Raw genomic sequence first — 24,518 nt, forward strand, 5'->3', positions numbered from 1 at the left:
AGAGGGTAAGGGTGAGGGGCAACGCCGACCGAACATATCTGGGAGGAACAGCAGTGTCCGAAACCATCATCTCCGCCGACGTCGTCGACAAGGACAATGCCGCGCGCAAGGCCAATCTGGATCGCGACTACGCCTCGCTCGGCGAACGACTCGACCGCCGCGGCATCGCCATCGACGTCATCCGCGACAAGGTCGAGAAATTCGCCGTCGCCATCCCCTCCTGGGGAGTCGGTACCGGCGGCACGCGCTTTGCCCGTTTCCCCGGCGCCGGCGAACCGCGCGACATCTTCGACAAGATCGAGGATTGCGCCGTCATCAAGCAATTGACGCAGGCGACACCGACCGTCTCGCTGCACATTCCCTGGGACAAGGCCGACCCGAACCGGCTGAAGCAGGCGGCCTCGCGTTTCGGCCTCGGCTTCGACGCCATGAACTCCAACACCTTCTCCGACGCCAGGGCCCAGACGCTGTCCTACAAATTCGGTTCGCTGTCGCATGCCGACGCCGGAACGCGCCGGCAAGCGGTCGAGCACAATCTCGAATGCATCGAGATCGGCAAGACGCTTGGATCGAAGGCGCTTACGGTGTGGATCGGCGATGGCTCGAATTTTCCGGGCCAGGTCAATTTCGCCAAGGCGTTCGAGCGCTACCTCGACGCCATGAAGGAGGTCTATGCCGGACTGCCCGCCGACTGGAAGCTGTTCACCGAGCACAAGATGTACGAGCCGGCCTTCTATTCCACCGTCGTCCAAGACTGGGGCACCAACTACATCATATCAAAGGAATTGGGCGACAAGGCCTTCTGCCTGGTCGACCTCGGCCACCACGCGCCCAACGTCAACATCGAGATGATCGTGTCGCGGCTGATCCAGTTCAGGAAACTGGGCGGCTTCCATTTCAACGATTCGAAATATGGCGACGACGACCTCGATGCCGGCTCGATCGACCCCTACCGGCTGTTCCTGGTCTTCAACGAACTGGTCGATGCCGAACTGGCCGGCGCCGAAGGGTTCGATCCGGCGCATATGCTCGACCAGAGCCACAACGTCACCGATCCCATCGAGAGCTTGATGCTGTCCGCGGTCGAGGTGCAACGCGCCTACGCGCAGGCGCTGCTGGTCGACCGCAAGGCGCTGGAAGGCTTTCAGGAGGCCAATGATGCGCTTATGGCGACGCAGACGCTGAAGGCGGCCTACCGCACCGATGTGGAGCCGATCCTGGCCATGGCGCGGCTGAACGCCGGCGGCGCCATCGACCCGGTCGCCGCCTACCGGGCGGCAGGCTACCGCGCCAAGGTCGCGGCGGAACGCCCGGCGGTTGCCGGCGGCAGCGGTGGGATCGTGTAGACCTTGCTCAGGCTCTCCGTCGATAAGACGGGGGGTGTGAAACCTTTACTATTGGCTGGACTCACCCGCCCTAACGGGTTTTCCTAGGCGTCCTCGCCAGGAGCCCCGCCATGCATATCACTCGCCGCACGCTGATCGCCGTCAGCCTCTCCTTCACGATCGCTTTCACGCCATGGGCGGCCGCCATCGCCGCCTCGCCAGCGCCTGCCAAGGGCGAGAACGGCATGGTTGTCACCGCGCAGCATCTGGCGTCGGAGGTGGGCGTCGAAGTCCTGAAGAAGGGCGGCAACGCTGTCGATGCGGCGGTCGCTGTCGGGTATGCGCTCGCCGCCGTCTATCCCAATGCCGGCAATATCGGCGGCGGCGGCTTCATGACCGTCCGCTTCAAGGACGGCAGGTCGACCTTCCTCGATTTCCGCGAGCGTGCGCCGCTGGCGGCGACCAAGACGATGTATCTCGACAAGGACGGCAACCCAGTGAAGGGTGCCAGCCTCGATGGCTACCTCGCCGTCGGCGTGCCGGGCTCCGTCGCCGGTTTCGAGATGGCGCGCGAAAAATACGGCACCTTGTCCCGGCAGGACCTGATGGCGCCGGCCATTCGCTATGCCAAGGATGGGTTCATCCTCAACCAGGGCGACGCCGCGTCTTTTGCCGGGAATGCCGACAGGTTGGCGAAAGACCCCGCAGCGGCCGCCATCTTCCTGAAACCCGACGGCAAGCCTTATGACATCGGCGAGCGGCTGGTCCAGCCCGACCTCGCCGCCTCGCTCTCGGCGATATCCGAGAAAGGCCCCGACGCCTTCTACAAGGGCGCCATCGCCGATGCGATCGTCAAGGCGAGCGACGCCAAGGGCGGTATCCTGGCCAAGGGCGATTTCGAACAATATGCGGTGCGCGAGCTGAAACCCGTGACCTGCTCCTATCGCGGCTACGAGATCATCTCCTCGCCGCCGCCGAGCTCCGGCGGCGTGATCATCTGCGAAATCCTCAACGTGCTGGAAGGTTATCCGCTCTCCTATCTCGGCGCCGGTTCGGCAGAGACCGTGCATGTCATGGTCGAAGCCATGCGCCACGCCTATGTCGATCGCAACTCGGCGCTCGGCGATCCCGATTTCGTCGACAATCCGGTCTCGAAACTGCTGGACAAGGCCTACGCCAAGGACATCCGCGACAAGATCGATCCGTTCCGGGCCGGCGTCTCTCAGGACCTGATGCCGAAGGGGTTCGGCGAGAGCAAGGAGACGACCCACTATTCGATCGTCGATAAGGACGGCAACGCGGTCGCGGTCACCTACACACTCAACGGCTCGTTTGGCGCCGGCGTCGTCGCTGACGGAACCGGCATCCTGCTCAACAACGAGATGGACGATTTCACCCAGAAGCCCGGCGTGCCCAACCTCTACGGCCTGGTCCAGGGCGAGGCCAACGCCATCCAGCCGAAGAAGACGCCGCTGTCGTCGATGAGCCCGACCGTGGTGGCCAAGGACGGCAAGCCGTTCATGGTCATCGGCAGCCCCGGCGGTTCGCGCATCATCACCATTACGCTGGAAGCCATCGTCAACGTCATCGACCACGGCATGAATATCCAGGAGGCGATCGACGCGCCGCGCATCCATCACCAATGGCTGCCCGACACAGTGTATATCGAGCCGTTCGGACTCTCGCCCGACACCGAAAGGCTGCTGGCCGGCATGGGTTATCATCTCGACCTCGGCGACAAGACCTGGGGCCAGGCGGCCGGCATCCTGGTCGGCGGCAAGAGCCTGGCGGAAATCGAGAAGGGGGGTGGCGCCCGTTACAACGGCGCCATCGACAGCCGCGCCGCCTCCGGCGAGGCGCTCGGCTACTGACTGGCGCACTCCGAAGGCGCGTGAACCCGCGTCCGCAATCGCGTCGAAAACGAAAAGACAGGGCGGCCTGAGTTTCCGTGAAACGACCGCCCTGATTGACGATCAAGCCGTCACGAAATCAGCGTGACGGTGGATGCGATCAGCATCAGGGCCGCGATTCCGACGAACAGTGCGTAGATGCGCGGCCGGTCGAGCAGAAGCGCGTTTCCCGATATCCAGGCCGATGTGGCGCCGCCGAGCGCGAACAGGAAGCCGTTGCGGTGGCCGAAGGTCATCGACGCGGCCATCAGCCCGCCTATGATCAGGGCGCCGAACACGATTATGACGGCGACCGCGTATCTCTCGAAGTCGTTACCGCCGCCCATCGCCGGACCGATCGCATTCAAATTCGGCAGGTCGTCCGGATCGAAGGGGCTGGTCGACCCGTATTCGTCTTGACCGATGGATTCTCGCATCACTCGTTCTCCGCTGACCGGCAACAAACCATCAACACATGCCGAGCGCAACCCGATCGCGTGTTTCTCCCTACGTGTTGACCGCGATATCAAACCGTTCCGGCGGGGCGCGCCAACCGTTTTGGCGGGTTCGGATCATCGCCGCAACTCCAACGGTGTCTGCCCGAATGACAACGGTCCGCCAACCTGTTTTTAAATATGGGCGCTTCTTCTGGAGAAAACATGATGGCGGAGTTGATTCGGCTTCGGCAGAAGCATTTTTACGCGACCGGAGCCGCGGCGCCAGGCGCGGCCCCTCAAAATGTTCAGCTCCAGGGGTTGATGAACCAAGCTCGACGAAAGCGGTCCAGGCTGATCGCATGGACAAAGCTCGGCCCGGGATCGAATTTCGGTGACGGCCTGCGATACCCTAAGCTGGTATCAGGGCGGCGATACGATGGATGCTGATCTCGTTGCGTGCTCTGGACGCCTCATTGGTCAGCCCCATGTCGAACCTCTGTACTGGACAGCCTCAATCCATAGTGCGAGCGCGGTGGCCGGCGACCGTCCCTTTACTTTCAAATCGCGGCCTCGATAGCCGCCGGCCGCGATCCATACCGTTTTTGAACGCTGATAGATTGTTACGCCTCGTGCATTCGCCCAAGCGCATGATTCCGCGAACTTTGGAGCCATTGCCGAGCCCGTTCCCGAGGATGCTGTCTCTATGTGACAAAGCTGCGTGGCCATATCAGGTCCCCTAATTCTGACGGTCCCGGCCTGCGATCCTCCGGCCCCCGCCCAAAATCACCGAATGAATGATAGGGCCGCTTCCGTTACGGTAATGTGTCGCCACCAGCGCGGTCAGGTATCTCCCGATGCAAAAGCCGCCGGCTTTCGGCAGGGACAGGTCTGGAGTGGCTAGGGACTAAATCCAGCTTAGGTCAACGAGCGGGCGGAGAGCCGGATCGGCCGCCATTCAAACCTGATCAGGAGATCGGGCTGGAGATGATGGTGTGCAAAGGCGCACCTGTTCGATGCACAATGCGGCACCAGGATAAATTTGGGGGAATGGCTGACGCGCGCCGGCGACTGTCAGCTCATCCTGTCTATCAAGGTTTGGCGTTGGCTTTCCGCCAAGCCTCGTACTCGTCGTTAGCGCTTGGGTGCAGTGGGTAGTAGCGTTGCAACGGCGCTCCCCCCATGAGCTTCATTCGTGAGAATTCCTCCCAATCGTGATGTTTCTGGGATTCTTCGATGACCTTCGGGGCCATTGCGACGGGCAGCACCACCACCCCGTCGTCATCGGCGACGATGATGTCGCCGGGAATCACCGTGACACCGCCGCAGGCAATCGGAACGTTGACCGCATTGGGATAGATGCTGGTCTGCACATGATAATTGGGCGTCCAGCCGCGCAGCCAAAGAGGCAGGTCGAGCTTTTCGACATTGGGCCGGTCGCGCATGCACCCGTCGATGACGATGCCCGCGCCGCCTCTGCCCTTGAAATAGGTCGACATCATATCGCCGAAGACACCGGAGCTCATGTCGCCGCGCGCGTCGACGACGACCACGTCGCCCTCCTGCGCATGGTAGAGCACATGTCTGTGAAGTTGCGTCTCCGGATCGGCATATTCTCCCTCGGTGAAGAGGTCCGGTCGCTGCGGCATGAACTGCAATGTCAGTGCCGGCCCGACGATCGACTTCCCATGGTTCTGCGGCACCGGGCCGACCATGTGCGGATTGCGAAAGCCCATATGGCCAAGTGTGCCCGCGACCGTAGCGGCGCCGATCTCCCTTAGCGCGTCGATCAGGTCCTTGGGCGGCCGCGTGATGTCGGGAGTATGCGTCATTTTCGGACTCCGGTTGAATTGAATTACCAGTTGGTGACAGAGCCGTCGCGGCGCTTGAGATGTGGCGCTTCCCAGAAACGGAAACTCTGCGCCTGGACCGCCGCTTCATTGACCTCGACGCCGAGCCCCGGCAGGTCGCTGACCGGGTAATCGGTCCCGTCGAGCCTTGGCTGTACAGGAAAAAAGTCGGAATTGTCGAAACCCAGCTTCCTTTCGGGGATCCTGGTCTCTAGCCACGCGAAGTTGGGCACTGCGGCGGCGAGATGCACGGTTGCGGCCGTGCACACCGGGCCAAGCGGATTGTGCGGCATCAGGTCCACATAGTGCGCCTCGCTCCAGCCAGCGACTTTCATCGCCTCGGTGAGCCCGCCGACATTGCAGACATCGAGCCGGTTGAACTGGTGGATGCCGCGCTCGATGTAAGGCAGGAACTGCCACTTGCTGGCAAATTCCTCGCCGATGGCAAAGGGGATGTCGGTCATCGTACGAAGGGACTCGTACGCCTCTGGCGTCTCGGCCCGTATAGGCTCCTCGAGGAAATCAAGCACGCCGCGGCCGAGCTTGTTGCAGAAGCTCGCCGCCTCGGCCACCGACAACCGGTGATGATAGTCGACGCCGAGCACCACCTCATCGCCCAGCGCCTCGCGCGCTTTGTTCAGCATGCTCGCCGTAGGGCCGATCGATTCACGCGGCTCGAAGACGTCCTTGCTGCCTTGCCCGATGGGGAAGAAGCGGATCGCCTGCCACCCCTGCGCGCGCAGTTCGCGGGCGCGTTCGATCGCAACATCACCCTCGGCCTCGTCTCCGGTCGAGGCGAAGGTGGGCACGCGGTCGCGCTGCTTGCCGCCAAGCAGCTCGTAGACTGGCACCCCCAGCGCCTTGCCTTTGATGTCATGAAGGGCGATGTCGATGGCGGAAATCGCCGCCTGCAGGACCCGACCCCCTTCGAAGTACTGGCTGCGATAAACCTCCTGCCAGATACGCCCGATCTGCATCGGGTCGCGGCCGATGAGAAATTCGCGATAGTGCTCGACCGCGCCCGCCACGGCTTTCTCGCGACCGCTCAAGCCGCTCTCGCCCCAGCCGAAGATACCCTGGTCGGTCTCGACCTTGACGAGCATCTGGTTGCGCGTTCCCACCCACACTGGGTAGGGCTTGATCGCGGTGATCTTCAGGTTCTCAGTCATCCACGCCCGCGTTCCACGCGCATCCCCTATCTCAGTCGACCTTTAGGGCCATTTCAGTTTCGCCGTCGAACAGATGCATCCGCTCCTGGTCGAACTCGAGCCAGATCCGCTCATCAGGTTTGACGGCGACGTTGGGCGACACGCTGATATTGACGATGGCGCCCGACAGGAATGCTTGCACGAAAGTGACGTCTCCGGTCGGCTCCACCGTATAGGCCTTGGCCGGAATGGCGCCGGGGACCGCGCTTTTGTGCAGCTTGATCGTCGAGTGCCGCGCTCCGAGCACGACCTTCTTGGTGGTCGCTCCCTCAACCTTGCGCGCGTTGAGGTGCGACAGCTCAAGCGTCCAGCCTTCCGCGCTGGTCAACGCGGTGCTGCCGTTCGCCGTTGAAGCCTCCAGCGGAATGAGGCTCATCGCCGGGCTGCCGATGAAGCTGGCGACGAACATGTTGACCGGATGGGCAAAGACCTGCGCCGGTGAATCGTATTGCTGCAGATAGCCGCCATTCATCACCGCCATCTTGTCGGCCATGGTCACGGCTTCGAGCTGGTCGTGCGTCACATAGATGATCGTTGCCTTGAGGTCCTGGTGGAAGCGCTTGATCTCGGACCGCATCTGCACGCGCAGTTTGGCGTCGAGGTTGGAGAGCGGCTCGTCCATGAGGAACACAGCGGGGTCGCGGACGAGGGCACGGCCAAGGGCGACGCGCTGCTGCTGTCCGCCCGAAAGTTCCCGCGGCTTGCGCTCGAGCAGGTGGGTCATGTCGAGAACGCGCGCAGCTTCCCTGACCTTCTTGTCGATCTCGTCCCTGGAGAGTTTGCGCATCTGCAGCGGGAACGCCAGGTTCTTGTAAACCGATTTCTGCGGGTAGAGCGCGTAGTTCTGGAACACCATTGCGATATCCCGGTCCTTGGGGTCGAGATCATTGACAACCCGGTCCCCGATGACGATGTCACCCGATGTGATCGAGGTCAGTCCCGCGACGAGATTGAGCGTGGTTGTCTTGCCGCAGCCTGAAGGGCCGACCAGCGCAACGAACTCGCCGTCATTGACCGTCAGCGAAACATCGTTGACAGCTTTGAAGCCGCCATAGGTCTTGACGAGATCTTTGAGGACCACGTGGGCCATAGGCAACTCCCTAGAGCAGGATGCTGAAAAGCGTGAAGCGGCTTTCGGGCGGCATCATGCACTATCTCCTTGATTGAGAGCCGGATTCAGATTTCAGGTCGGTTCGACCTGAAATCATCCGGCTCTAGTGCTTGACCGCGCCTTCTGTAAGGGCGCGTACGAAGTATCGTTGCAGGACGAGGAACAGCACCACGACGGGCACGCTCATCATGAAGCTGGCCGCCATCAGCCCCGGAAAGTCCGTCGTGTTTTCCGAGAAGAAGCGCTGGATGCCGACCGGCAGCGTCAATTGCTCGTTCTTGGAAAGGAAGGTGTAGGCGTAGATGTATTCGTTCCAGGCGCCGATGAAGGAATAGATCGCGGTGGCGATGATCCCGGGCGTCGAGAGCGGCATCACGATCAGGATGAAGGCCTGGAACCGCGTTGCGCCATCGATGCGCGCCGCCTGCTCGAGCTGCACCGGGATGTTGTCGTAGAAGCCCTTGAGCAGCCAGATCGCCAGCGGCAGCCCGAAGGTGAGATAGGTGAGAATGAGCGAGCCGTGGGTGTTCACCAGGCCGATAGCGCGCATCAGGATGAAGAGCGGCACGAGAAAGATCACCGCCGGGAACATGTTGCGCAGCAAAACGGCGAAGAACAGGAAGTTCCGCCCGGGGAAACTGAAGCGCGAAAAAGCATAGGCCGCGGGGACAGCCACGATCACGGAAAGGATTGTCGTGACGGTCGACACGAACAGGCTGTTCCAGAAGAAGCGGAGGAAGTCCTGGCCGACGCTGTTCTGCGGATCGAGCAATTTCTGATAGCTGGCGAGGGTCGGCTCGTCCGGCCACCATTGCGGCGGGAATTGCGTCGCCGCGAACCCGGATTTGATCGAGGTGATCAGCATCCAGATCATCGGCAACGCCGTATAAAGCAGCATGAAAACGAGGAAGATGCGCCCGGCCCAACGCCACCCGTCGACGCGCATACGGCGACGGGCCTGGCCTCGGGAGGCCGTCTCGGCAATCGCGCTCATGCACCGCCCTCCTTCCGCTCGTTGCCGCTCAGCGCACGCACATAGAAGTAGCCCAGCGTCATCAGGATGATGAACAGGAGCACCGAATAGGCCGATGCCACGCCCCAGCGCTGCCGGCCGAAAGCGAGTTCGTAAATGTGGGTGATCCAGATATGCGACGCGTTCGACGGCCCGCCGCCGGTCATGATCCAGGGGATGATGAAGGAATTGAAGTTGGCCACTGCCAGCAGCAGGATCGTCACCACCGAGACGTTGCGAAGATGCGGGAAGGTGACGTGCCAGAAGCGCTGCCACGCATTGGCTCCGTCAACTTTCGCGGCGAGCAGCAACTGCTCGGGAACTGTCTGCAGGCCCGCCATCATCATGATCATGGCGAACGGAAACTCGCGCCAGATGTTGACGACGATCAGGGAGGGGAGAACCGTGCTGACATTGTCGATGAAATTCGGCGGTCGGTCGGCCAATCCGAGGCCGACCAGCACTGCGCCGATGATGCCGAAATCCGAATGGTAGATCCACTTCCAGATATAGGAGGCGGCGACCGCGCTGATGACCCAGGGAATGATCAGGATAGCGCGCAGCACACCGCGGCCGATAAAGTCGCGGTGTAGCGCCAGCGCCGTGGCAAACCCCAGGACAAAGGAGATGAAGGTGGATCCGAATGTCCAGACCAGCGTGTTCCAGGTGACTTTCCAGAACACCTCGCTGGTGAGGATGGCCGTGTAGTTGTCGAAGCCGATGAAGGTCTTGTCACGGAGCTGCAGGCCGGGCGGCGTCTTATAGAACGACAGCTCGATCGTGTAGTAGATCGGATAGGCGATGACGATGAGCATCACGGCGATCGCGGGCAGCACGTACGCGTAGTCTGCGCGATGCTCCCAGATCTTCCGCAGCGCGTCGGACCTGCCGGGTTGCAATTTTCGGCGCGCCTCGGCCTTGCCGGTCACGATCGTCACGATGGTATGCCCTTGTTTCTTCGGAACGAACCGGCCGCACTGTCGGTGCAGCCGGTCAGGTCTTAGGTCAGGCGCGGACTAGAGCCCGCCCATCAGGTCTTTCACCTTCTTGGCCGCGTCGTCCGCCGCCTGGTCGACGGTCATCGCTCCGGTCAGGGCATTCTGCAACATGTCCGGGACGATGATGTTCATGATCTCCGGGGCCTGCGGCAGCGCTGGGAAGGGGATGCCGTATGGCAGCATCGAGGTCGTGACATCGAGGAATTTGATGTTGTCCAGACGTTCCTTCATCCATTTGGTCTTGAAGCCGTTCAGGTTGCCGGGATTCGATCCGGCATAGGCCATCTTCAGCGACCACTCAGGGCTCGTCCACATGCAGATGATAGCCTTCGCGGCCGGCTCGTCTACCTTGCCGCCTTCGACATATTCGGGCTTCAGGATGTGGATGTTCGAGCCGCCGAACACGACGGCGCGCTTGCCGTCGGGCCCAGCCGGTATCAGGCCGTAGCGCATGTTGTCGATGACGGTCTGCGCCTTGTCCTTGTCGGTGCCCGTCGCCTTCTTCTGCAGGTCGAGCATGACATTGTAGTCGGACGGGTGCGAGATCATCATGCCGAGTTGGCCGGCGACGAACAGGGGCTGGTTATCGGCCTGCTGGTTGGTGAGTGCCGAAACCGGAACCGACTTGTCGCGAACATACATGTCGTAGGAAGCTTGCAGCGCCGCCTTGCTCTGCGGGCTATCGAGCTCGACCTGCTCATAGGTCGGATTTGCCGCCGCTTCGTCGAAGACGCCGCCGCCATAAGCCCATAGCTGAGGCATGAAGCGATACGGCGTATTGCCGGCATTCTTGCGAGCCACGAGGCCGTAGCCGGCAATGCCGAGCTTGTCGTGGATCTGCTTGGAATATTTGACGACGTCGTCCCAGGTTGCCGGTGGTTTTTCCGGATCGAGACCAGCGCGTTTGAAGATGTCGGCGTTCCAGATGAACGCCATCGTTTCGTTGTTGGTTGGAATGCCGTAGGTCACCCCGTCCCAGGTCACGGCCTTCATGGCGCCGGGCCAGAAGTCCTCGGTCGAATAGCCGACATCCTCGGGCTTGAGCGGCTGCAGATAGCCTTTTGAAGCGAATTCAGTCCCACCCAGGATTTGCAGGCGGACCGCCATCGGCGCGGCATTACCCAGGAGCGCCGTGCGGAACTTGTCGAGAAGGTCGTTATAGGTGAGGGCTTGTTCCTCGAGCTGGATGTTTGGATAGGTCTTGCGGAAGGTTTCGAAGAAATCCTTGTAGTACTGGCGCAGGAGGTCGGGGTCGCCCTCGAACACGCCCTGATACCAGAAGGTCAGTCGCCCCTTATAGTCCAGCGGGGTGACCTTGGCACAATCGGCCGCCGTGTCGAAATCCTGTGTGCCCGCAATGGCGCGGACATATTCCGGCGACCATTTGCTGAGGTCGACCGGCGGCGCGCCCAGCGCCGATGTGGACATCAGCGATGCCGCCAAGACACTGACGACAGTGCCGCGCAGGACCGCACTGCCGAGTATAATCCTCGTCATAGGTATCCTCCCTGGTTCTCCCATGCCGCTTTGCGGCGAGGCAAAAGCGGTTTTTGCTCGTTTGATCGCAGGACGTCTTTGTATCTGTGTACCCGTTCGGGAGCCTTGTACGTTTTCAGATCATGAATTGCCTGTCAACGCGTTAGATCGTACATTGTTTATCGAAACTTTGCGTGTTAATCGGAAAGAGTGTGTATTAATCCAGGGGGAGCCGGCCTTGGCCGAACCAGACGATTTCAAAGCCAAGCCGCCGGTGGGGATTGACCCCATAGGGGCGTCCAGCGAGGGCGCCTCGCTTTATGAGCTGATCAGGGAAGACATCATCGAGGGACGGCTTGCCGCCAACGAACGGCTTGTGGTCACTGATCTCGCCCGGCGCCACGGCACCTCGACCAACCCCGTGCGCGAGGCTCTGCAGCTGTTGCGGGGCGAAGGCTTTGTCATCTTTCTTCCCAACCGCGGGGCGCGCGTCCGGCCTATCGATCAGGAGTTTGTCCGCGACATCTACGAGATCGGCGTTCTGATCGAGCCGGCCCTGACGCGGTGGTTTGTGAACATGGCCACCGGCGAGGACATCGCCGAACTCCAACGTCTCCAGGACCTGATTGAAGAGAACAACTTCGCCGATACATTCAGGCATAGCGAGCTGGATACCGCCTTCCACACCGTGATGTACCAGCGGCATTACAACCGCCATGCCGCCGAGCTTTGGTGGAAGCATCGTGAAGTGCTGCGAGCCGTGAGCCGGCGTTTCAATTTCACGCTTGCCCGGCGTGCCGCGATCATTCGCGAGCACCGCGAGCTCATCGCGCTGGTAAAGGCGGGAGACGCCGACAAGGCGGCCGAACTCGTTGCTCGCCATGTCGAGGGCTCCGGCCGGCACATCCTCGAACATATGCGTGCGCGCAACGCCGCTCGGGCCGGATAGAATGCCCGATCCGGAACATCGCTAGCCCGACGATCAGACAGAGGTAGCTGACATGAAAATTACGAGCATTCGGCCGTGGCTGATCAAGTCCGATGCGTCCTATTGGGGAGAGTACCTGTTCGTCGAAGTGACGACAGACGAGGGGGTGAGCGGGTGGGGAGAGATTACAACCACCACCAGGCTCGCCAACCGCGCGCTCTGCACGATCCTGCGGCAGATCGGCGTCGCTGTGACCGGCGAGGACCCGGCCCGGATCGAGCACCTCTGGCACAAGATTTTCCGCAGCTTCACCTATATGGGCAGCCGCGGCGCCGCGGTCGAATGCGTGAGCGCTATCGACATAGCTCTCTGGGATATCCGGGGCAAAGTTTTGGGCAAGCCGATCTACGAGCTGCTGGGCGGGCCGGTGCGCGATGAAATCGCGCTCTACACCCATCCCAACCAGTCCAAATTTACCAGCAAGGAGGCGGTGGTCCGCGAAATTCGAGACATCGTCGAGTCCGGACACACCGCGCTCAAGTTTGATCCTTTCCCGCATCAGAGACGTGGCGCCGATGGCGTATCGCGCGAACAGCGGGACGGCTACCTCGATGGCAGCATGACCCGCAAGGACGAGCGCGAAGCGGCCGAACTCACGGCTCTGATCCGCGAAACGGCGGGCCCTGATGTCGATATCCTGATCGATGCGCACGGCCGTTTCGACGTTCCGACCGCCATTCGCCTCTGTCGAAGCCTCGAGGAAGCCGGCCAGATCGACTGGTTCGAGGAGCCTTGCCCGCCCGAGAGCCTCAACGCCCTCAAGCAGGTGCGTGAGAAGGTCAGCGCCGCCATCTCGTGGGGCGAGCGCGGCCACACCAAGTGGGACTTCGTGCCGGTGCTCGAAAACAAGCTCGCTGACTACATCATGCCTGACGTCACCTGGACCGGGGGCATTACCGAACTCAAGAAGATCTCTGCCCTGTGCGAAGCCTACTACGTCCCGGTCTCGCCGCATGACGCCGCGGGGCCGATCAACGTGGTTGCGGGGGCGCAGGTGATGATGACCGTTCCTAACTTCTACAAACTCGAGACGTCGGAGTGGAACCTGGGCAAATACGATCATCTCATCGACGCACCGCTCGACGTTTCGAACGGCAGCCTCAAACTGACGTCGAAGCCTGGGCTCGGTGTCGAGATGAACCGGGACTACCTGCAAGCCCATGAGATCGAGCTGAGTTAGCAACGCTCGATGCCGGCCCGCGTCGGGGGCGACAAACCCAACCAGAACGAGGACGAGTGATGCCCAAGACCGGCGGAGCCGACGAAGCCCTTGATCGGGTGAACATGAACTCCAAGCCTTCCGACCTTCGCATCACCGACATGCGGGTGGCCGAGATCGTCGGCGCACCGTTCACCACGGCGCTGCTCAAGATCTACACCAACCAGGGCATCGTCGGGCTTGGCGAGGTGCGTGACGGCGCCAGCGCCACCTACGCGCTGATGCTGAAAAGCCGGCTGCTTGGCGAGAACCCTTGCGATATCGATCGTTTGTTTCGCCGCATCAAGCAGTTCGGCGGTCACGGCCGGCAAGGCGGCGGCGTGTCGGCGGTCGAGATCGCGCTGTGGGATCTCGCCGGCAAGGCCTATGGCGTCCCCGTCTACCAGATGCTCGGCGGCAAGTTTCGCGATCGGGTGCGCGTCTACTGCGATACCGATGCCGAGAAACCGAGCGGCACCGAAACCGGAAAACGCCTCAAGGAGCGCATGGACCGCGGCTTCACCTTCCTCAAGATGGACCTTGGCCTGATGCAGATCGCCCATGTCCCCGGTGCGGTGGCCGCTCCCGCCGGCGCGCTCGAAGGGTTTTACGCCAACCCGCGCGGCCGCGGCGGATCCCTCGGGGAGCGCAAGGCGCGCAATCTCGCCTACGATGCGCAGAACGTGCCGCACCCGTTCACGGGCCTGCATTTCACCGAAAAGGGGATCGACCTGCTCGAGCAGTATATCCACGAGGTCCGCGAGGTGATCGGATACGAGATCCCGCTCGCCATCGACCATGTCGGTCACATCTCGCTACAGGACGGCATACGCCTGTCGCGCCGTATCGAGAAATACGCTCCTGCCTGGCTCGAGGACGTGATTCCCTGGCAATACACCGAGCAGTACCGTCAACTGCAGCAGGCCACCTCGGTGCCGATCTGCACCGGCGAGGACATCTACCTCAAGGAGGCCTTCGAGCCCCTGCTCAAGAGCGGGGGTCTCTCCGTCATCCACCCGGACCTGCTCACCAGCGGGGGCATCCTGGAGACCAAGAAGATCGGCGACATGGCGCAGGACCACGGGGTCGCCATGGCCATCCATATGGCCGAAAGCCCGATCGCGGCGATGGCCGCCGCCCATGTCGCGACCGCGACCGAGAACTTCATGGCGCTCGAATACCACTCCGCCGATGTCGACTGGTGGGACGATATCGTCACCGGCCTGCCCAAGCCGCTCGTGAAGGGCGGGTTCATCACTGTTCCGGACAAGCCGGGTCTGGGGATCGACGACGTCGTCGACGAAGTGATCTCGCAGCATCTGCAGCCGGGTGTCGCCGGCATCTGGCAATCCACCGAGCATTGGGACAATGAATATAGCTGGGACCGGACCTGGAGTTAGCCCAGACCTCCAGCCCGCATTCCTCAAGCTCACAGGGCCAACGACCGACCATTCGTGTCGACCTCTCCGAGGGAAGAGGCGAAGAAAGAAACGGACGAAACCATGATCTACGAACTGCGTATCTATGACTGCCTGCCGGGCAGGCTGCCGGCTTTGCTCAAGCGCTTTTCCGACCAAACGCTGGCCATCTGGGAGAGGCATGGCATCCGCCAAGCCGGGTTTTTCACCACGGCGATCGGCGAAAGCAGCAATCGCCTTACCTATTTCCTCGCCTGGGAATCGCTGGCCGAGCGTGAGGCGAAATGGGCGGCTTTTCTCACCGATCCGGCATGGCACAGGGCCCGGGACGAGTCTGAGCGTGACGGGCAGATCGTTGCCAATATCGGCAGCCAGCTGCTCACGCCGACAGCTTTCTCGTCTGTGAAATAGGACCGCGCTATGAAGATCACCGACCTGCGCTGCGCCGTCATCGGCAAGCACCCGATCGTCCGCATCGTGACCGACGAGGGCCTGCATGGCCTTGGCGAGGTCGAGTTCACCAAGACCTACCTTAAGCCCTTTGTGCTGCATTTTCGCGAGGCGCTGATCGGCGAGGATCCGACCGACGTCGAGCGGGTGATGCTGAAGATCCGCCAGCGAGGTTCGTTCAAGCCCTATGGCGCCGCCGTCTCCGCGATCGAGCATGCGCTGTGGGACATTGCCGGCAAGGCCGCTGGCGTGCCGGCCTACAAACTGCTCGGCGGCAAGGTTCGCGACAAGGTGCGCGTCTATAACGGCTCGATCCGCCGGAAACGCGCGGGCGATCGCCCGGAGGATTATGCGGCCGACGTCAAATGGATGATGGAGCAGCCGCAGAATTTCTTCATGGTCAAGCAAGGAATCTCGTTCCACTCGAACATGAAGGACAGCATCGAGGACTTCCATTATGGCGTGACGCAGAAGAAGGCCGGCTATCACGGTGCCATGGATCAGGGCGTGATCAGCGAGCGCGGTTTCAACCACATGCTCGACTGCGTGATCGCCATGAAGGAAGTGCTGGGTGACAAGGTCAGCCTGGCGCTCGACTGCGGCCCGGGCTGGATGCTGCCCGATGCGATCAAGTTCGCTCGCGCGGTGGAGAAGTACAATTTGATGTGGCTCGAGGACATGCTGACCGGCGACTACGTGCCGTGGGTCAATCCGCAGGCCTATCGGGAGCTGACCACCTCCACCTCGACGCCAATCCATACCGGCGAGCAGATTTACTTGCGGCACAATTTCAAGGAGCTGATTGAGACGCAGGCGGTGCGCGTCATCGGCCCCGACCCTGCCGATATTGGTGGTATCGCCGAGCTCAAATGGGTCGCCGAGCACGCCTACATGCACTCGATCCTGATGGCGCCGCATGGCACCGCGAACGGCCTGCTGGGCCTCGGCGCCCTGATCAATGTTTGCGCCACCTTGCCCGCCAACTACATCGCCTTCGAATATCCCAGCGCCTCCGACCCCTGGTGGGAGGATCTCGTGATCGGCCTGCCGTCGCAGATCGTGAAGGACAGCATGGTGGACCTGCTGGAAGCGCCGGGCCTGGGCCTCGATATCGACGCCGAAGCAGCCAGGAAGTATCTCAGGGAAGAGGATGCGGGCTTCTTCGATTGAATCCCTCTTCCTTCGCCACCGGAACCGCGCCGCCTACATTCTCATCGGTATCCGTCGTCAGACGCCTGTTGATGTGATCCACAGCTTGGGTCAAAGTTGGTTGGTCTGAACTGGACCGTCAGAGGGCGGTGGCGTTGAAGCGGACTGGCAAAAACATCGTTGTCTGCTGCGATGGAACGGGAAACCAGATCGAGCGCAATCTCTCGAATGTCTTGAAGTTGTTCCGCATCCTGAAGAAGAATGAGGAGCAGCGCGTCTATTATGACGCCGGCATAGGAACCATCGGTGCCAGCGATGCCTGGACGCGATGGCGCCAGAACGCGAAATCCGTGTTCGAGCTCGCAACTGGATATGGTCTCGACGCCGAAATCGCCGGCGCCTACGCCTTCATCTGCTGGCACTACGTCGAAGGGGACGCAATCTTCCTCTTTGGCTTCAGCCGGGGAGCCTACACAGCCCGCGCCGTTGCGGGCTTGATCCACATGATCGGCCTGCTGCATCCGGACCAACTCAACATCGTCGAGTATGCTGTAAGCTCTTACAAGCAAGCCAGCGACGAGCACGACCTTAGCGTTGCCTGGCATTTCTCCAAGGTTTCAGGAGCCCGGGACGCGCGCATCAAGTTTCTTGGTGTCTGGGACACTGTGGCGTCGATCATCGTACCGCGAAGCGACCGATTTCTGCCACAGCTTCTGACACTGCCGCATACGAGGACCAACCCGAGCGTCGAAGTTTTTCGGCATGCAATCGCGATCGATGAGCATCGCCGCATGTTCCGGCTGAACCGGTGGGTCGAGCCGCAGCCATTCGTCGAGAATCCTTTCGACAAAAGTGCGCCGGCAAAAGAGCAGGATATCAGGCAAGTCTGGTTCGCCGGATCTCATTCGGATATCGGCGGCGGCTATCCTGAAGAGGAGAGCGCCATATCCAAGTTTCCGCTCGACTGGATGATTGATCAGGCCAAAGCATCTGGATTGCAGACCAATTCCCGCATGCTGGAGCGGCTTGTCTTCGGGGAAGGGAAGGGCGAGGGGACGATGACGTTCGTCAGCCCCGACCCCTTGGGGATCGTGCATGATTCAATGGCTGTGGGCTGGAAACCGCTCGAGTGGGTCCCAAAATCGGTCAAATGGCATGAATGGAAGCGAAAATCACTTTTCGGCTTCTACCTACCGCAAGCCGAGCCTCGCATGATCGAGCGACAGGAACGACGGCCGCTGATCCATCAGTCGGTTCTGGATCGGAAGGCGGCGATCCCGACATATAAGCCTGAGAATTTTCCGACGGCATTCAATGTTGAACCCTATGGTGACCTCATGAAGGACCACCTGGCCAACGAAGTCGCCGGTTAGCGCTGGCTCCGAGCGGGCCGTGAAGCCGGAGGAAAATTTCAGGTGGGCGCGGCGCGATTTCATCAGTCAACGCGTGGAACGCGCGTTTCGTCGGGTCATGGAACTCTGCTGCTTTCAACGCCGGTTCAACGAGACGGCAATGATGATGATGGCTCCCTTGATCACCTCCTGGATGCTGGTCGAAAGACCGAGCACGAGAAGACCGAACCCGAGTATCCCTATGAAGATTGCGCCGACGACAGAACCGACGATCGATCCATAGCCGCCGAAGAGACTTGTCCCGCCTATGATCACGGCCGCGATGACGTCGAGTTCGAGACCCGCTCCCAGGCTGGGATTGCCGGCGGTGGAGCGGGCCGCGAGCATCATGCCTGCAAGGGATGCCATCATGCCGGACAGCACAAAGGCGAAGATCTTGACGCTGTCCGTCCGCACCCCGGAAAAGCGGGCGGCTACAGGATTTCCACCGGTCGCATAGACGCGCCTGCCGAAGGGCATTTGATGCAGAAGATAATAGCCGACGGCGGTTAGGACGATCGTCCACCAGATTGGCGCCTGCACGCCCAGAAAACTGCCGTTCCAGAACAGGTTCGAGAAGTCATCGTCGACGATAGACACTGGCCGGGTGCCGGTGATCGTCAGCGCCAGTCCGGAAAAGATCGACAGCATGCCCAGGGTCACAAGAAACGATGGAATGCGTATTTTCGTAACAAGGATGCCCGAGGTGGCCCCGATCGCTGCGCCGGCGGCCAGCACCAGAAGAGCTGCCACATAGGTGGGAACATCCTGGCCGAGCAGCAGCGCTCCGATCATCCCTGAAAAACTTGCAACCGATCCTACCGACAGGTCGATTTCGCCGCAGATGATGACGAATGTCATGCCGATCGCCATTGCCGAAACGATGGCTGTGATGCGCAGAACCGCGCTTGCGGTCGAGACAGACGCGAAGTGGGGAGCAAACAGGACGAAGTAGAGGGTTATCGCCAGGAAGATCACATAGGTGATGTGATCGCGGAAAAAATTTAGCGCATTTGCGTGCGAGGGCAGAGGGGACGGTTTCATGCTGCAACTCCCTGGGCGCGCGCACTGGCTTGTCTGGCCGCCTCGGCCTGCAGCAACGCGCGAAGTTTTGTCTCGTCGTCCGCGCGATCGATGCTGCGCGTAATCCGCCCTTGCGCCATCACCAGAATGCGATCGGACAAATCCAGGAGTTCTTCGAGTTCCGAAGAAATGAGCAGCACCGCGACGCCTTCGCCGGCCGTGCGGCGCACAAGCTCGCGCATATCGCGCTTGGCATTGATGTCGACGCCGGAGGTTGGTTCGTCGAGGATCAACAGCTTCGGCTTCATGGCCAGCCATTTGGCGAAGACGATCTTCTGCTGATTGCCGCCCGAAAGCTCCTGGGCTTTCTGCAAGGGACCGCGGCACAGGATACTGAGATCGTCCCGGTATTGTCTGAACAGAGCCGTTATCCGGGCCTTCGCCATCGGCCCGAACGGACCTGCCAGCGAGAAATCGGAAAGGCGGGGAAGGGCGAGGTTCTCCTCGATCGAGCGACCACCCACAAGACCTTCGAGCCGACGGTCTTCGGGAACAAGCGCGATACCGGCAGCGATGGCCCTGCTGACACCGCCCGGCTGGACGGGGTCGTTCCCGACGGCGATATCGCCGGTTACATCCGGAAGGACGCCGAACAACGCCTTGCCCAGGGTCGAGCGGCCACTGCCGACAAGCCCGGCAAGGCCGACGATCTCGCCCGGGCCGATCGAGAACGACACGCCGGACAGTTTACGCGAGGTGGCAAGGTCACGGACCTCAAGAGCCGGCGTCCCGGCGGGCGTTGCCGGTTGACGATTTGCTGGCGCGGCTGCGGCAGGGGAAGGTGTTTCGACCTTGGGCCGGGACATCAACGCCGCGATATCCTCGATGGACGTCTTCTTCGGATCGAGCGGACCGACCAGTCGTCCGTCCTTTGATGATCGAGATGCGATCCGAAAGCTGCAGCACATCGGCCATGCGATGGCTGATGTAGACGATACCGATTCCGTTCTGCTTGAGCTGACCGATTGTCCGAAAGAGCGTTTCCTCCTCATGGATGGTCAGGGACGAAGTCGGCTCGTCCATTACGAGCAGCTTGGCGCCCCGCGAGATCGCTTTGAGAATCTCGACCATCTGGCGCTGAGCGAACGCCAGGTCGCCCACACGTGCCGAAGCATCGAGCGAGAAGGCATATCGCTCGATCAGAGCCCGGGCCTCGCGCAGCATTTTTCTGGCATCGACACGTCGACCGAAGGCGAGCGGCTCGCGAAGGATAAACAGGTTTTCGGCAACCGAACGGTTCGGCAAGACGCTCAGCTCCTGGAAGATCATTGCGATTCCGCGATCGATCCTCTCTCGAAGCGACAGGGCGGTGACATCCTCGCCGTCGAACAGAATCCGGCCTTCGTCCGTCCGATACGCGCCCATGAGGATCTTCATGAGCGTCGACTTGCCCGCACCGTTTTCGCCGAGCAGTGCATGCGTTTCGCCGGCCTTGACCTCGAACGAAATGTCCGACAGCACGCGGTTCGCGCCAAACGACTTGCCGATGCGTTGCATCGTTACGATAGGGCGCTGGGACGTTGAAGTTTTCGCTTCGGCCATGACGATTCTCGATCGCTCGGGGAGCGCCGGCGGACTGCTGCGGCCCGCCGGCGAAAGAAGAAGCTAGAAGCACTCGCCGTTGCAGATTTTCACCACCGAAGCCGGCGCATCTTCCTTGGTGACCTGCTTGAGGGCACTGAGAAGGTCGAGCTTCTTGACACGCAATGTCGGTACCGAAATGTACGGCGGGACGTCATGTCCAAGCAGAGCAAGCGCGGCCGCCTTGGCCTCCGCGACGCCCTGGTCGTAGGGACGTTGCGCACCCACGGCCAGAAACTCGCCGCGTGCAACGTTCAGCGCGCTGTCCGCGGCAATGTCATTCGTGGTGATGACGATGTCGCGGCCGAGTGTCTTGGCCGCGGCCACGACCTGCTGCGCGGGAGTGTCCCAGGCAACGAAAATACCCTTCATGTCGGGATGCGCCGTCAACATGGCGGTGGCGACCTCGTAGGCCTTCTCAGGCGCGGTGAAGGTACCGACGTCCGCGACCTTGATGTCGGGGTGTTCGCCGAATGCCTTGAGTGCGCCGACCTTGCGGGCCGCGACAGAGTAGTAATAGTCATAGACCAGCGTGATGATGCCGACCTCGCCCTTGCCGCCAATGGCCCCGACAAGTTCCTGCGCGGCGAAATAGGCGTTCTTCTCATTGTCGGAGGCGACAACGGACACATAATCCTTGCCCGGCGCCATATCGACCGGAACGTTGTCCATGAAAACCAGCTTGATGCCGGCTGCCGCCGCCTTCTTGTAGGCTTCGGATTCGGACTTCGGATCGATCGGGATCGAGAAGATCACATCCGGCTTGCGTGCGATCATCTGCTCGAGATCGCTGATCTGCTGGCCGGGTTGGAACTTGGCGTCGGTGGTTCCGACCACCTCGATGCCAAGGTCCTTGAGCGTGTTGGTGATCCCGGCCACCTGCAGCTGGGGCCAGCCGGCGTCCATGGTGTGCATCACCAGCCCGGCCGTGAACTTTCCGGCCTTCAGCTTTGCAAGGTCGGCATCGGAGAATTTCAGCACGTCTGGCGACACCGCCGGTGGACCGTCCGGGAAGCCCGGAACGGGTTGGCCTCTCGGCGATAGGGGCAACGGCTCAAGCAACGCCTTTGCTTCCGGTGGAATGGTGTCGTCGGCGATCGCCGAAGATGCGGCCAGTCCCGACAATGCCACGGCCAAAGCCGCCGCCATGAATCCACGATAGTGCATTTTATTCCTCCCGATGAGATGAAACGGCCATTTTGGCCGGGTAGCGACCTGGCTGGTCGTACTGGCTGGGCGCTGTTCAGCGCCCGTAAGGCATCAATGCCGCCGTGGCGGCACCCGAGTAATTCACGTAGACCGTCTTCTTGCGCATGTAGCTCTCGAGCCCGTGCACGCCGTCGTCACCGCCCAATCCGCTCTCGCGGAAGCCGACATGAAAGCCCTGCAGCATTTCTGGCCCGATCCGGTTCACATAGATCTCGCCAAACGAAACCTCGTTGACGGCGTTCATGACGCGGCCCAGATCGTTGGTGAAAAGATAGGCCGACAGGCCATAGCGACTGGCATTGGTGATGCTGACGGCCTCCTCGAAGGTGTCGAAGGGCATGATCGGCACGACCGGGCCGAAGATTTCCCGCGTCATGATCGGCATGTCGGGCGTCACATCGGTCAATACGGTCGGATTGAGCCAGTAGCCGCCGTCGATAGGCGCCTTGGCCGGGCGTCCGCCGGCCAGAGCCAGCTTCGCGCCGCCAGCGACGGCTTCCGCCAGGACCAACTCGACCTTTTCCAATTCCTCACGGCTGACTTTGGGACCGATATCGGTATTCGCCTGCATCGGGTCCCCGACGACCAGCGACTTCGAGAACTCCACGAAGCGCGTGACGAACTGATCGTAAATCGAACGGTGAACGAGCGTGCGTTCGTTGCATATGCAGACCTGCCCGCAATTCATGTAGCGCGAGGTGGCTGCCGAACGCACCGCCAGGTCGAGATCGGCATCGGCCAGGACGATGAAGGGCGCCTTGCCGCCAAGCTCCAGCGAAACGGGCGTCAGGTTGCGCGAAGCATTCGCCATGATGCGCTTGCCGGTCGGCACGCTTCCGGTCATGGTGATGAGGTCGACGCCGGGTTCCGTGCACAGCACCTCGCCTATGGTTTCGCCTCGTCCTGTTATGATGTTGACCACGCCGTCCGGCACGCCCGCTTCCACAAAGATGCGAGCCATTTCGAGCGCCGAAAGCGGTGTGTCTTCATGCGGTTTGAGGACGATGGTGTCGCCGGCGATCATGGCGGGCGCCACCTTTCGGCTGACCAGGGCGCTCGGATAATTCCAGGGAATGATGGCGGCAACGACGCCTACGGGTACGCGCTGGATCCAGACCTGCTCTCCCGCGTAGTCGGATGGCAGGATCTCACCTTGAATGCGGCGGGCAAACTCGGCGTAATAGTCGAAGAACTCGGCCGCACCGCCGACTTCCCCCATGGCCTCATTGATCGGCTTGCCTTGTTCCCTGACGACCACCTCGGCCAGATGCCGGGCGTTCTGCCGGATCAAGACCGCGATCAGCTTCATGATCGCGGCACGGGCGAGGGGTGATTTGAGCCCCCAGGCTTTCTGCGCCTTACGGGCTGCCTCTATCGCCTGGCGAGCCTGATCCGGACTTGCCTCGGGCACGTCGACAAAAGCCTTGCCGTTGGCCGGATTGACCACCGGGCGCGTGCCGGCTTCGCCGGCGACAAATCTGCCGTCGATCAGCATGAGATGGGACTTCTCTACAGCCATGGTTCGATCCGCTTCTTCGTGCGTTGCAGGCGTGCCGGCGCCTAAGGTTTGGATTTTGCCGCGGCCATCTGGACGGCGAATTCGATCGCCTCGACCAGGCTGTCCTCGTTGGCGATCCCCTTGCCGGCGATATCGAAGGCCGTGCCGTGGTCGACGGAGGTGCGGATGATCGGAAGGCCGAGCGTGACATTGACACCGGAGAGCGCTTTCCACTCGCCGGTCGCGGGATCGACATTGAAGCCGAGCAGTTTCACCGGGACATGGCCCTGATCGTGATACATCGCGACCACGGCGTCATACTGACGGGCACGCAACTTGACGAAGACCGTGTCGCCCGGAACAGGTCCAGCCACGCTGAAATCGGGCGATGTGTAAGAGGCGACGACCGGGGTCGTGATGTCGATATCCTCACGACCGAAAATGCCGCCTTCGCCAGCGTGCGGGTTGAGCGCGGCAATCGCAATGCGCGGATGCGCAATGCCGAGGCCTTGCAATGCCTCGACAGTCAACTGGATCACCCGCCGCAATCGAGGTTCGGTCAGTTTCGATGGAACCTGAGCCAGCGCCACATGGGTCGAGACATGGCTGACGCGAAAATCGCCATGGGCAAGCATCATCACGGAATCGCGGGCGCCCGTCAGGTCCGCCAGCATGTCGGTGTGACCGGCATAATGATAGCCGGCCAGGTTGAGCGCTTCCTTGTTGAGGGGAGCCGTCACGATGCCCGCAATCGAGCCGGCCTGGGCCAGGCGAACTGCTTTTTCGATCGCGAGATAGGCGAGGCGCCCGCCTTCGGCCGACATGACGCCTGTCTCTATGGGTGTCCGCTCTGGTCCGGCCTCAAGAATGGCTACAGGCGGAAACGGTCTGGCGGCCGAAGCCGACGGTTCTTCCCGCTCGATACGTCCTGAAATGGACTCCATCGCGCGCATCGCGGCGACGCTGCCGATGATGAGAAGCGACAGTGACCCGTCGGCAAGGCGCGGTTTCAGCCGTGCGCATGCCTTCGCGATGATCTCGGGGCCGATGCCCGCGGGATCACCCATTGTGATGCCGAGCCTTGGACCAGACATAAACACCCCATATCGGTCAATTGTGATCATCTTCTAATCCTTCTAACCAGATATGCGCAATACTTTTCTTTCGCGATCATTCGCAATCAAATTTCACGGCTGATCGCGCTTCCGCCTCTCCCTCTGCGGCTGAAATCTCGACCGCACCCGGCTTCG

21 protein-coding genes are annotated in these 24,518 nt (G+C 61.4%); 8 read left to right on the forward strand and 13 right to left on the reverse strand.

Annotated elements, in window-relative coordinates; all coding sequences use genetic code 11:
* Positions 1-53: 53 nt before the first annotated feature.
* Together rhaI and ggt are read left to right on the forward strand one after the other, a co-directional pair.
* Entirely contained in the window at positions 54-1,346 is a 1,293-nt protein-coding gene (gene rhaI, locus LB566_RS15450; RefSeq protein WP_224625021.1) for an L-rhamnose catabolism isomerase, read from the forward strand.
* Between the two features lie 110 nt (positions 1,347-1,456).
* A complete protein-coding gene (gene ggt / locus LB566_RS15455) occupies positions 1,457-3,196 on the forward strand; it encodes a gamma-glutamyltransferase (protein WP_224625022.1) in 1,740 nt (579 codons plus the stop codon).
* A 110-nt stretch (positions 3,197-3,306) separates the two neighbouring features.
* Here the strand turns inward: ggt and LB566_RS15460 are convergent, their stop codons facing one another.
* The 7 genes from LB566_RS15460 to LB566_RS15490 all read right to left on the reverse strand — a co-directional run bounded on the left by LB566_RS15460 (position 3,307) and on the right by LB566_RS15490 (position 11,324).
* Complete coding sequence (locus LB566_RS15460) at positions 3,307-3,651, reverse strand: hypothetical protein (RefSeq protein ID WP_140639886.1); 345 nt, start codon at positions 3,649-3,651, stop codon at positions 3,307-3,309.
* Between the two features lie 1,088 nt (positions 3,652-4,739).
* Positions 4,740-5,480, reverse strand: coding sequence for a ribonuclease activity regulator RraA (locus LB566_RS15465; protein WP_140496549.1), 741 nt, complete (start codon positions 5,478-5,480; stop codon positions 4,740-4,742).
* Positions 5,481-5,503: 23 nt separating this feature from the next.
* Complete coding sequence (locus tag LB566_RS15470) at positions 5,504-6,667, reverse strand: mandelate racemase/muconate lactonizing enzyme family protein (RefSeq protein ID WP_224625023.1); 1,164 nt, start codon at positions 6,665-6,667, stop codon at positions 5,504-5,506.
* Between the two features lie 31 nt (positions 6,668-6,698).
* Positions 6,699-7,796 (reverse strand): ABC transporter ATP-binding protein, encoded by a 1,098-nt coding sequence (locus tag LB566_RS15475; protein ID WP_224625024.1) that lies wholly within the window; start codon positions 7,794-7,796, stop codon positions 6,699-6,701.
* Between the two features lie 124 nt (positions 7,797-7,920).
* Entirely contained in the window at positions 7,921-8,811 is an 891-nt protein-coding gene (locus tag LB566_RS15480; protein WP_140552729.1) for a carbohydrate ABC transporter permease, read from the reverse strand.
* Positions 8,808-9,767, reverse strand: a complete 960-nt coding sequence (locus LB566_RS15485; RefSeq protein WP_224625025.1) for a carbohydrate ABC transporter permease — start codon at positions 9,765-9,767, stop codon at positions 8,808-8,810. Before LB566_RS15485 ends, LB566_RS15480 begins: the two co-directional genes overlap by 4 nt.
* Positions 9,768-9,845: 78 nt before the next feature.
* Positions 9,846-11,324 (reverse strand): ABC transporter substrate-binding protein, encoded by a 1,479-nt coding sequence (locus tag LB566_RS15490; protein WP_224625026.1) that lies wholly within the window; start codon positions 11,322-11,324, stop codon positions 9,846-9,848.
* A 217-nt stretch (positions 11,325-11,541) separates the two neighbouring features.
* Between LB566_RS15490 and LB566_RS15495 the strand changes: the two genes are divergently transcribed.
* The 6 genes from LB566_RS15495 to LB566_RS15520 all read left to right on the forward strand — a co-directional run bounded on the left by LB566_RS15495 (position 11,542) and on the right by LB566_RS15520 (position 17,879).
* On the forward strand, positions 11,542-12,252 hold the full coding sequence (locus LB566_RS15495; RefSeq protein WP_140552726.1) for a GntR family transcriptional regulator: 711 nt from the start codon (positions 11,542-11,544) through the stop codon (positions 12,250-12,252).
* Positions 12,253-12,304: 52 nt separating this feature from the next.
* Complete coding sequence (locus LB566_RS15500; protein WP_224625027.1) at positions 12,305-13,471, forward strand: mandelate racemase/muconate lactonizing enzyme family protein; 1,167 nt, start codon at positions 12,305-12,307, stop codon at positions 13,469-13,471.
* 59 nt (positions 13,472-13,530) lie between these two features.
* Positions 13,531-14,889, forward strand: a complete 1,359-nt coding sequence (locus tag LB566_RS15505; protein WP_224625028.1) for a mandelate racemase/muconate lactonizing enzyme family protein — start codon at positions 13,531-13,533, stop codon at positions 14,887-14,889.
* A 102-nt stretch (positions 14,890-14,991) separates the two neighbouring features.
* Positions 14,992-15,318, forward strand: coding sequence for an NIPSNAP family protein (locus LB566_RS15510; protein ID WP_224625029.1), 327 nt, complete (start codon positions 14,992-14,994; stop codon positions 15,316-15,318).
* Positions 15,319-15,327: 9 nt separating this feature from the next.
* Entirely contained in the window at positions 15,328-16,527 is a 1,200-nt protein-coding gene (locus LB566_RS15515) for a mandelate racemase/muconate lactonizing enzyme family protein (protein ID WP_224625030.1), read from the forward strand.
* A gap of 134 nt (positions 16,528-16,661) precedes the next feature.
* A complete protein-coding gene (locus tag LB566_RS15520) occupies positions 16,662-17,879 on the forward strand; it encodes a DUF2235 domain-containing protein (protein ID WP_224625031.1) in 1,218 nt (405 codons plus the stop codon).
* Between the two features lie 114 nt (positions 17,880-17,993).
* Here the strand turns inward: LB566_RS15520 and LB566_RS15525 are convergent, their stop codons facing one another.
* The 6 genes from LB566_RS15525 to pdxA form a co-directional block, all read right to left on the reverse strand.
* Entirely contained in the window at positions 17,994-18,941 is a 948-nt protein-coding gene (locus LB566_RS15525; protein ID WP_224625032.1) for an ABC transporter permease, read from the reverse strand.
* Positions 18,938-19,786 (reverse strand): ATP-binding cassette domain-containing protein, encoded by an 849-nt coding sequence (locus LB566_RS15530; RefSeq protein WP_224625033.1) that lies wholly within the window; start codon positions 19,784-19,786, stop codon positions 18,938-18,940. The genes LB566_RS15525 and LB566_RS15530 overlap by 4 nt, the downstream gene beginning before the upstream one ends.
* Positions 19,695-20,522, reverse strand: a complete 828-nt coding sequence (locus tag LB566_RS15535; RefSeq protein ID WP_224625034.1) for an ATP-binding cassette domain-containing protein — start codon at positions 20,520-20,522, stop codon at positions 19,695-19,697. The genes LB566_RS15530 and LB566_RS15535 overlap by 92 nt, the downstream gene beginning before the upstream one ends.
* Positions 20,523-20,585: 63 nt before the next feature.
* Positions 20,586-21,728, reverse strand: coding sequence for a substrate-binding domain-containing protein (locus LB566_RS15540; protein ID WP_224625035.1), 1,143 nt, complete (start codon positions 21,726-21,728; stop codon positions 20,586-20,588).
* Between the two features lie 76 nt (positions 21,729-21,804).
* Complete coding sequence (aldA, locus tag LB566_RS15545) at positions 21,805-23,289, reverse strand: aldehyde dehydrogenase (protein WP_224625036.1); 1,485 nt, start codon at positions 23,287-23,289, stop codon at positions 21,805-21,807.
* Positions 23,290-23,330: 41 nt separating this feature from the next.
* On the reverse strand, positions 23,331-24,362 hold the full coding sequence (pdxA, locus tag LB566_RS15550) for a 4-hydroxythreonine-4-phosphate dehydrogenase PdxA (RefSeq protein WP_224625037.1): 1,032 nt from the start codon (positions 24,360-24,362) through the stop codon (positions 23,331-23,333).
* Positions 24,363-24,518: the final 156 nt, after the last annotated feature.

The sequence above is a fragment of the Mesorhizobium sp. CA13 genome (assembly GCF_020165235.1).
Taxonomy (GTDB): domain Bacteria; phylum Pseudomonadota; class Alphaproteobacteria; order Rhizobiales; family Rhizobiaceae; genus Mesorhizobium.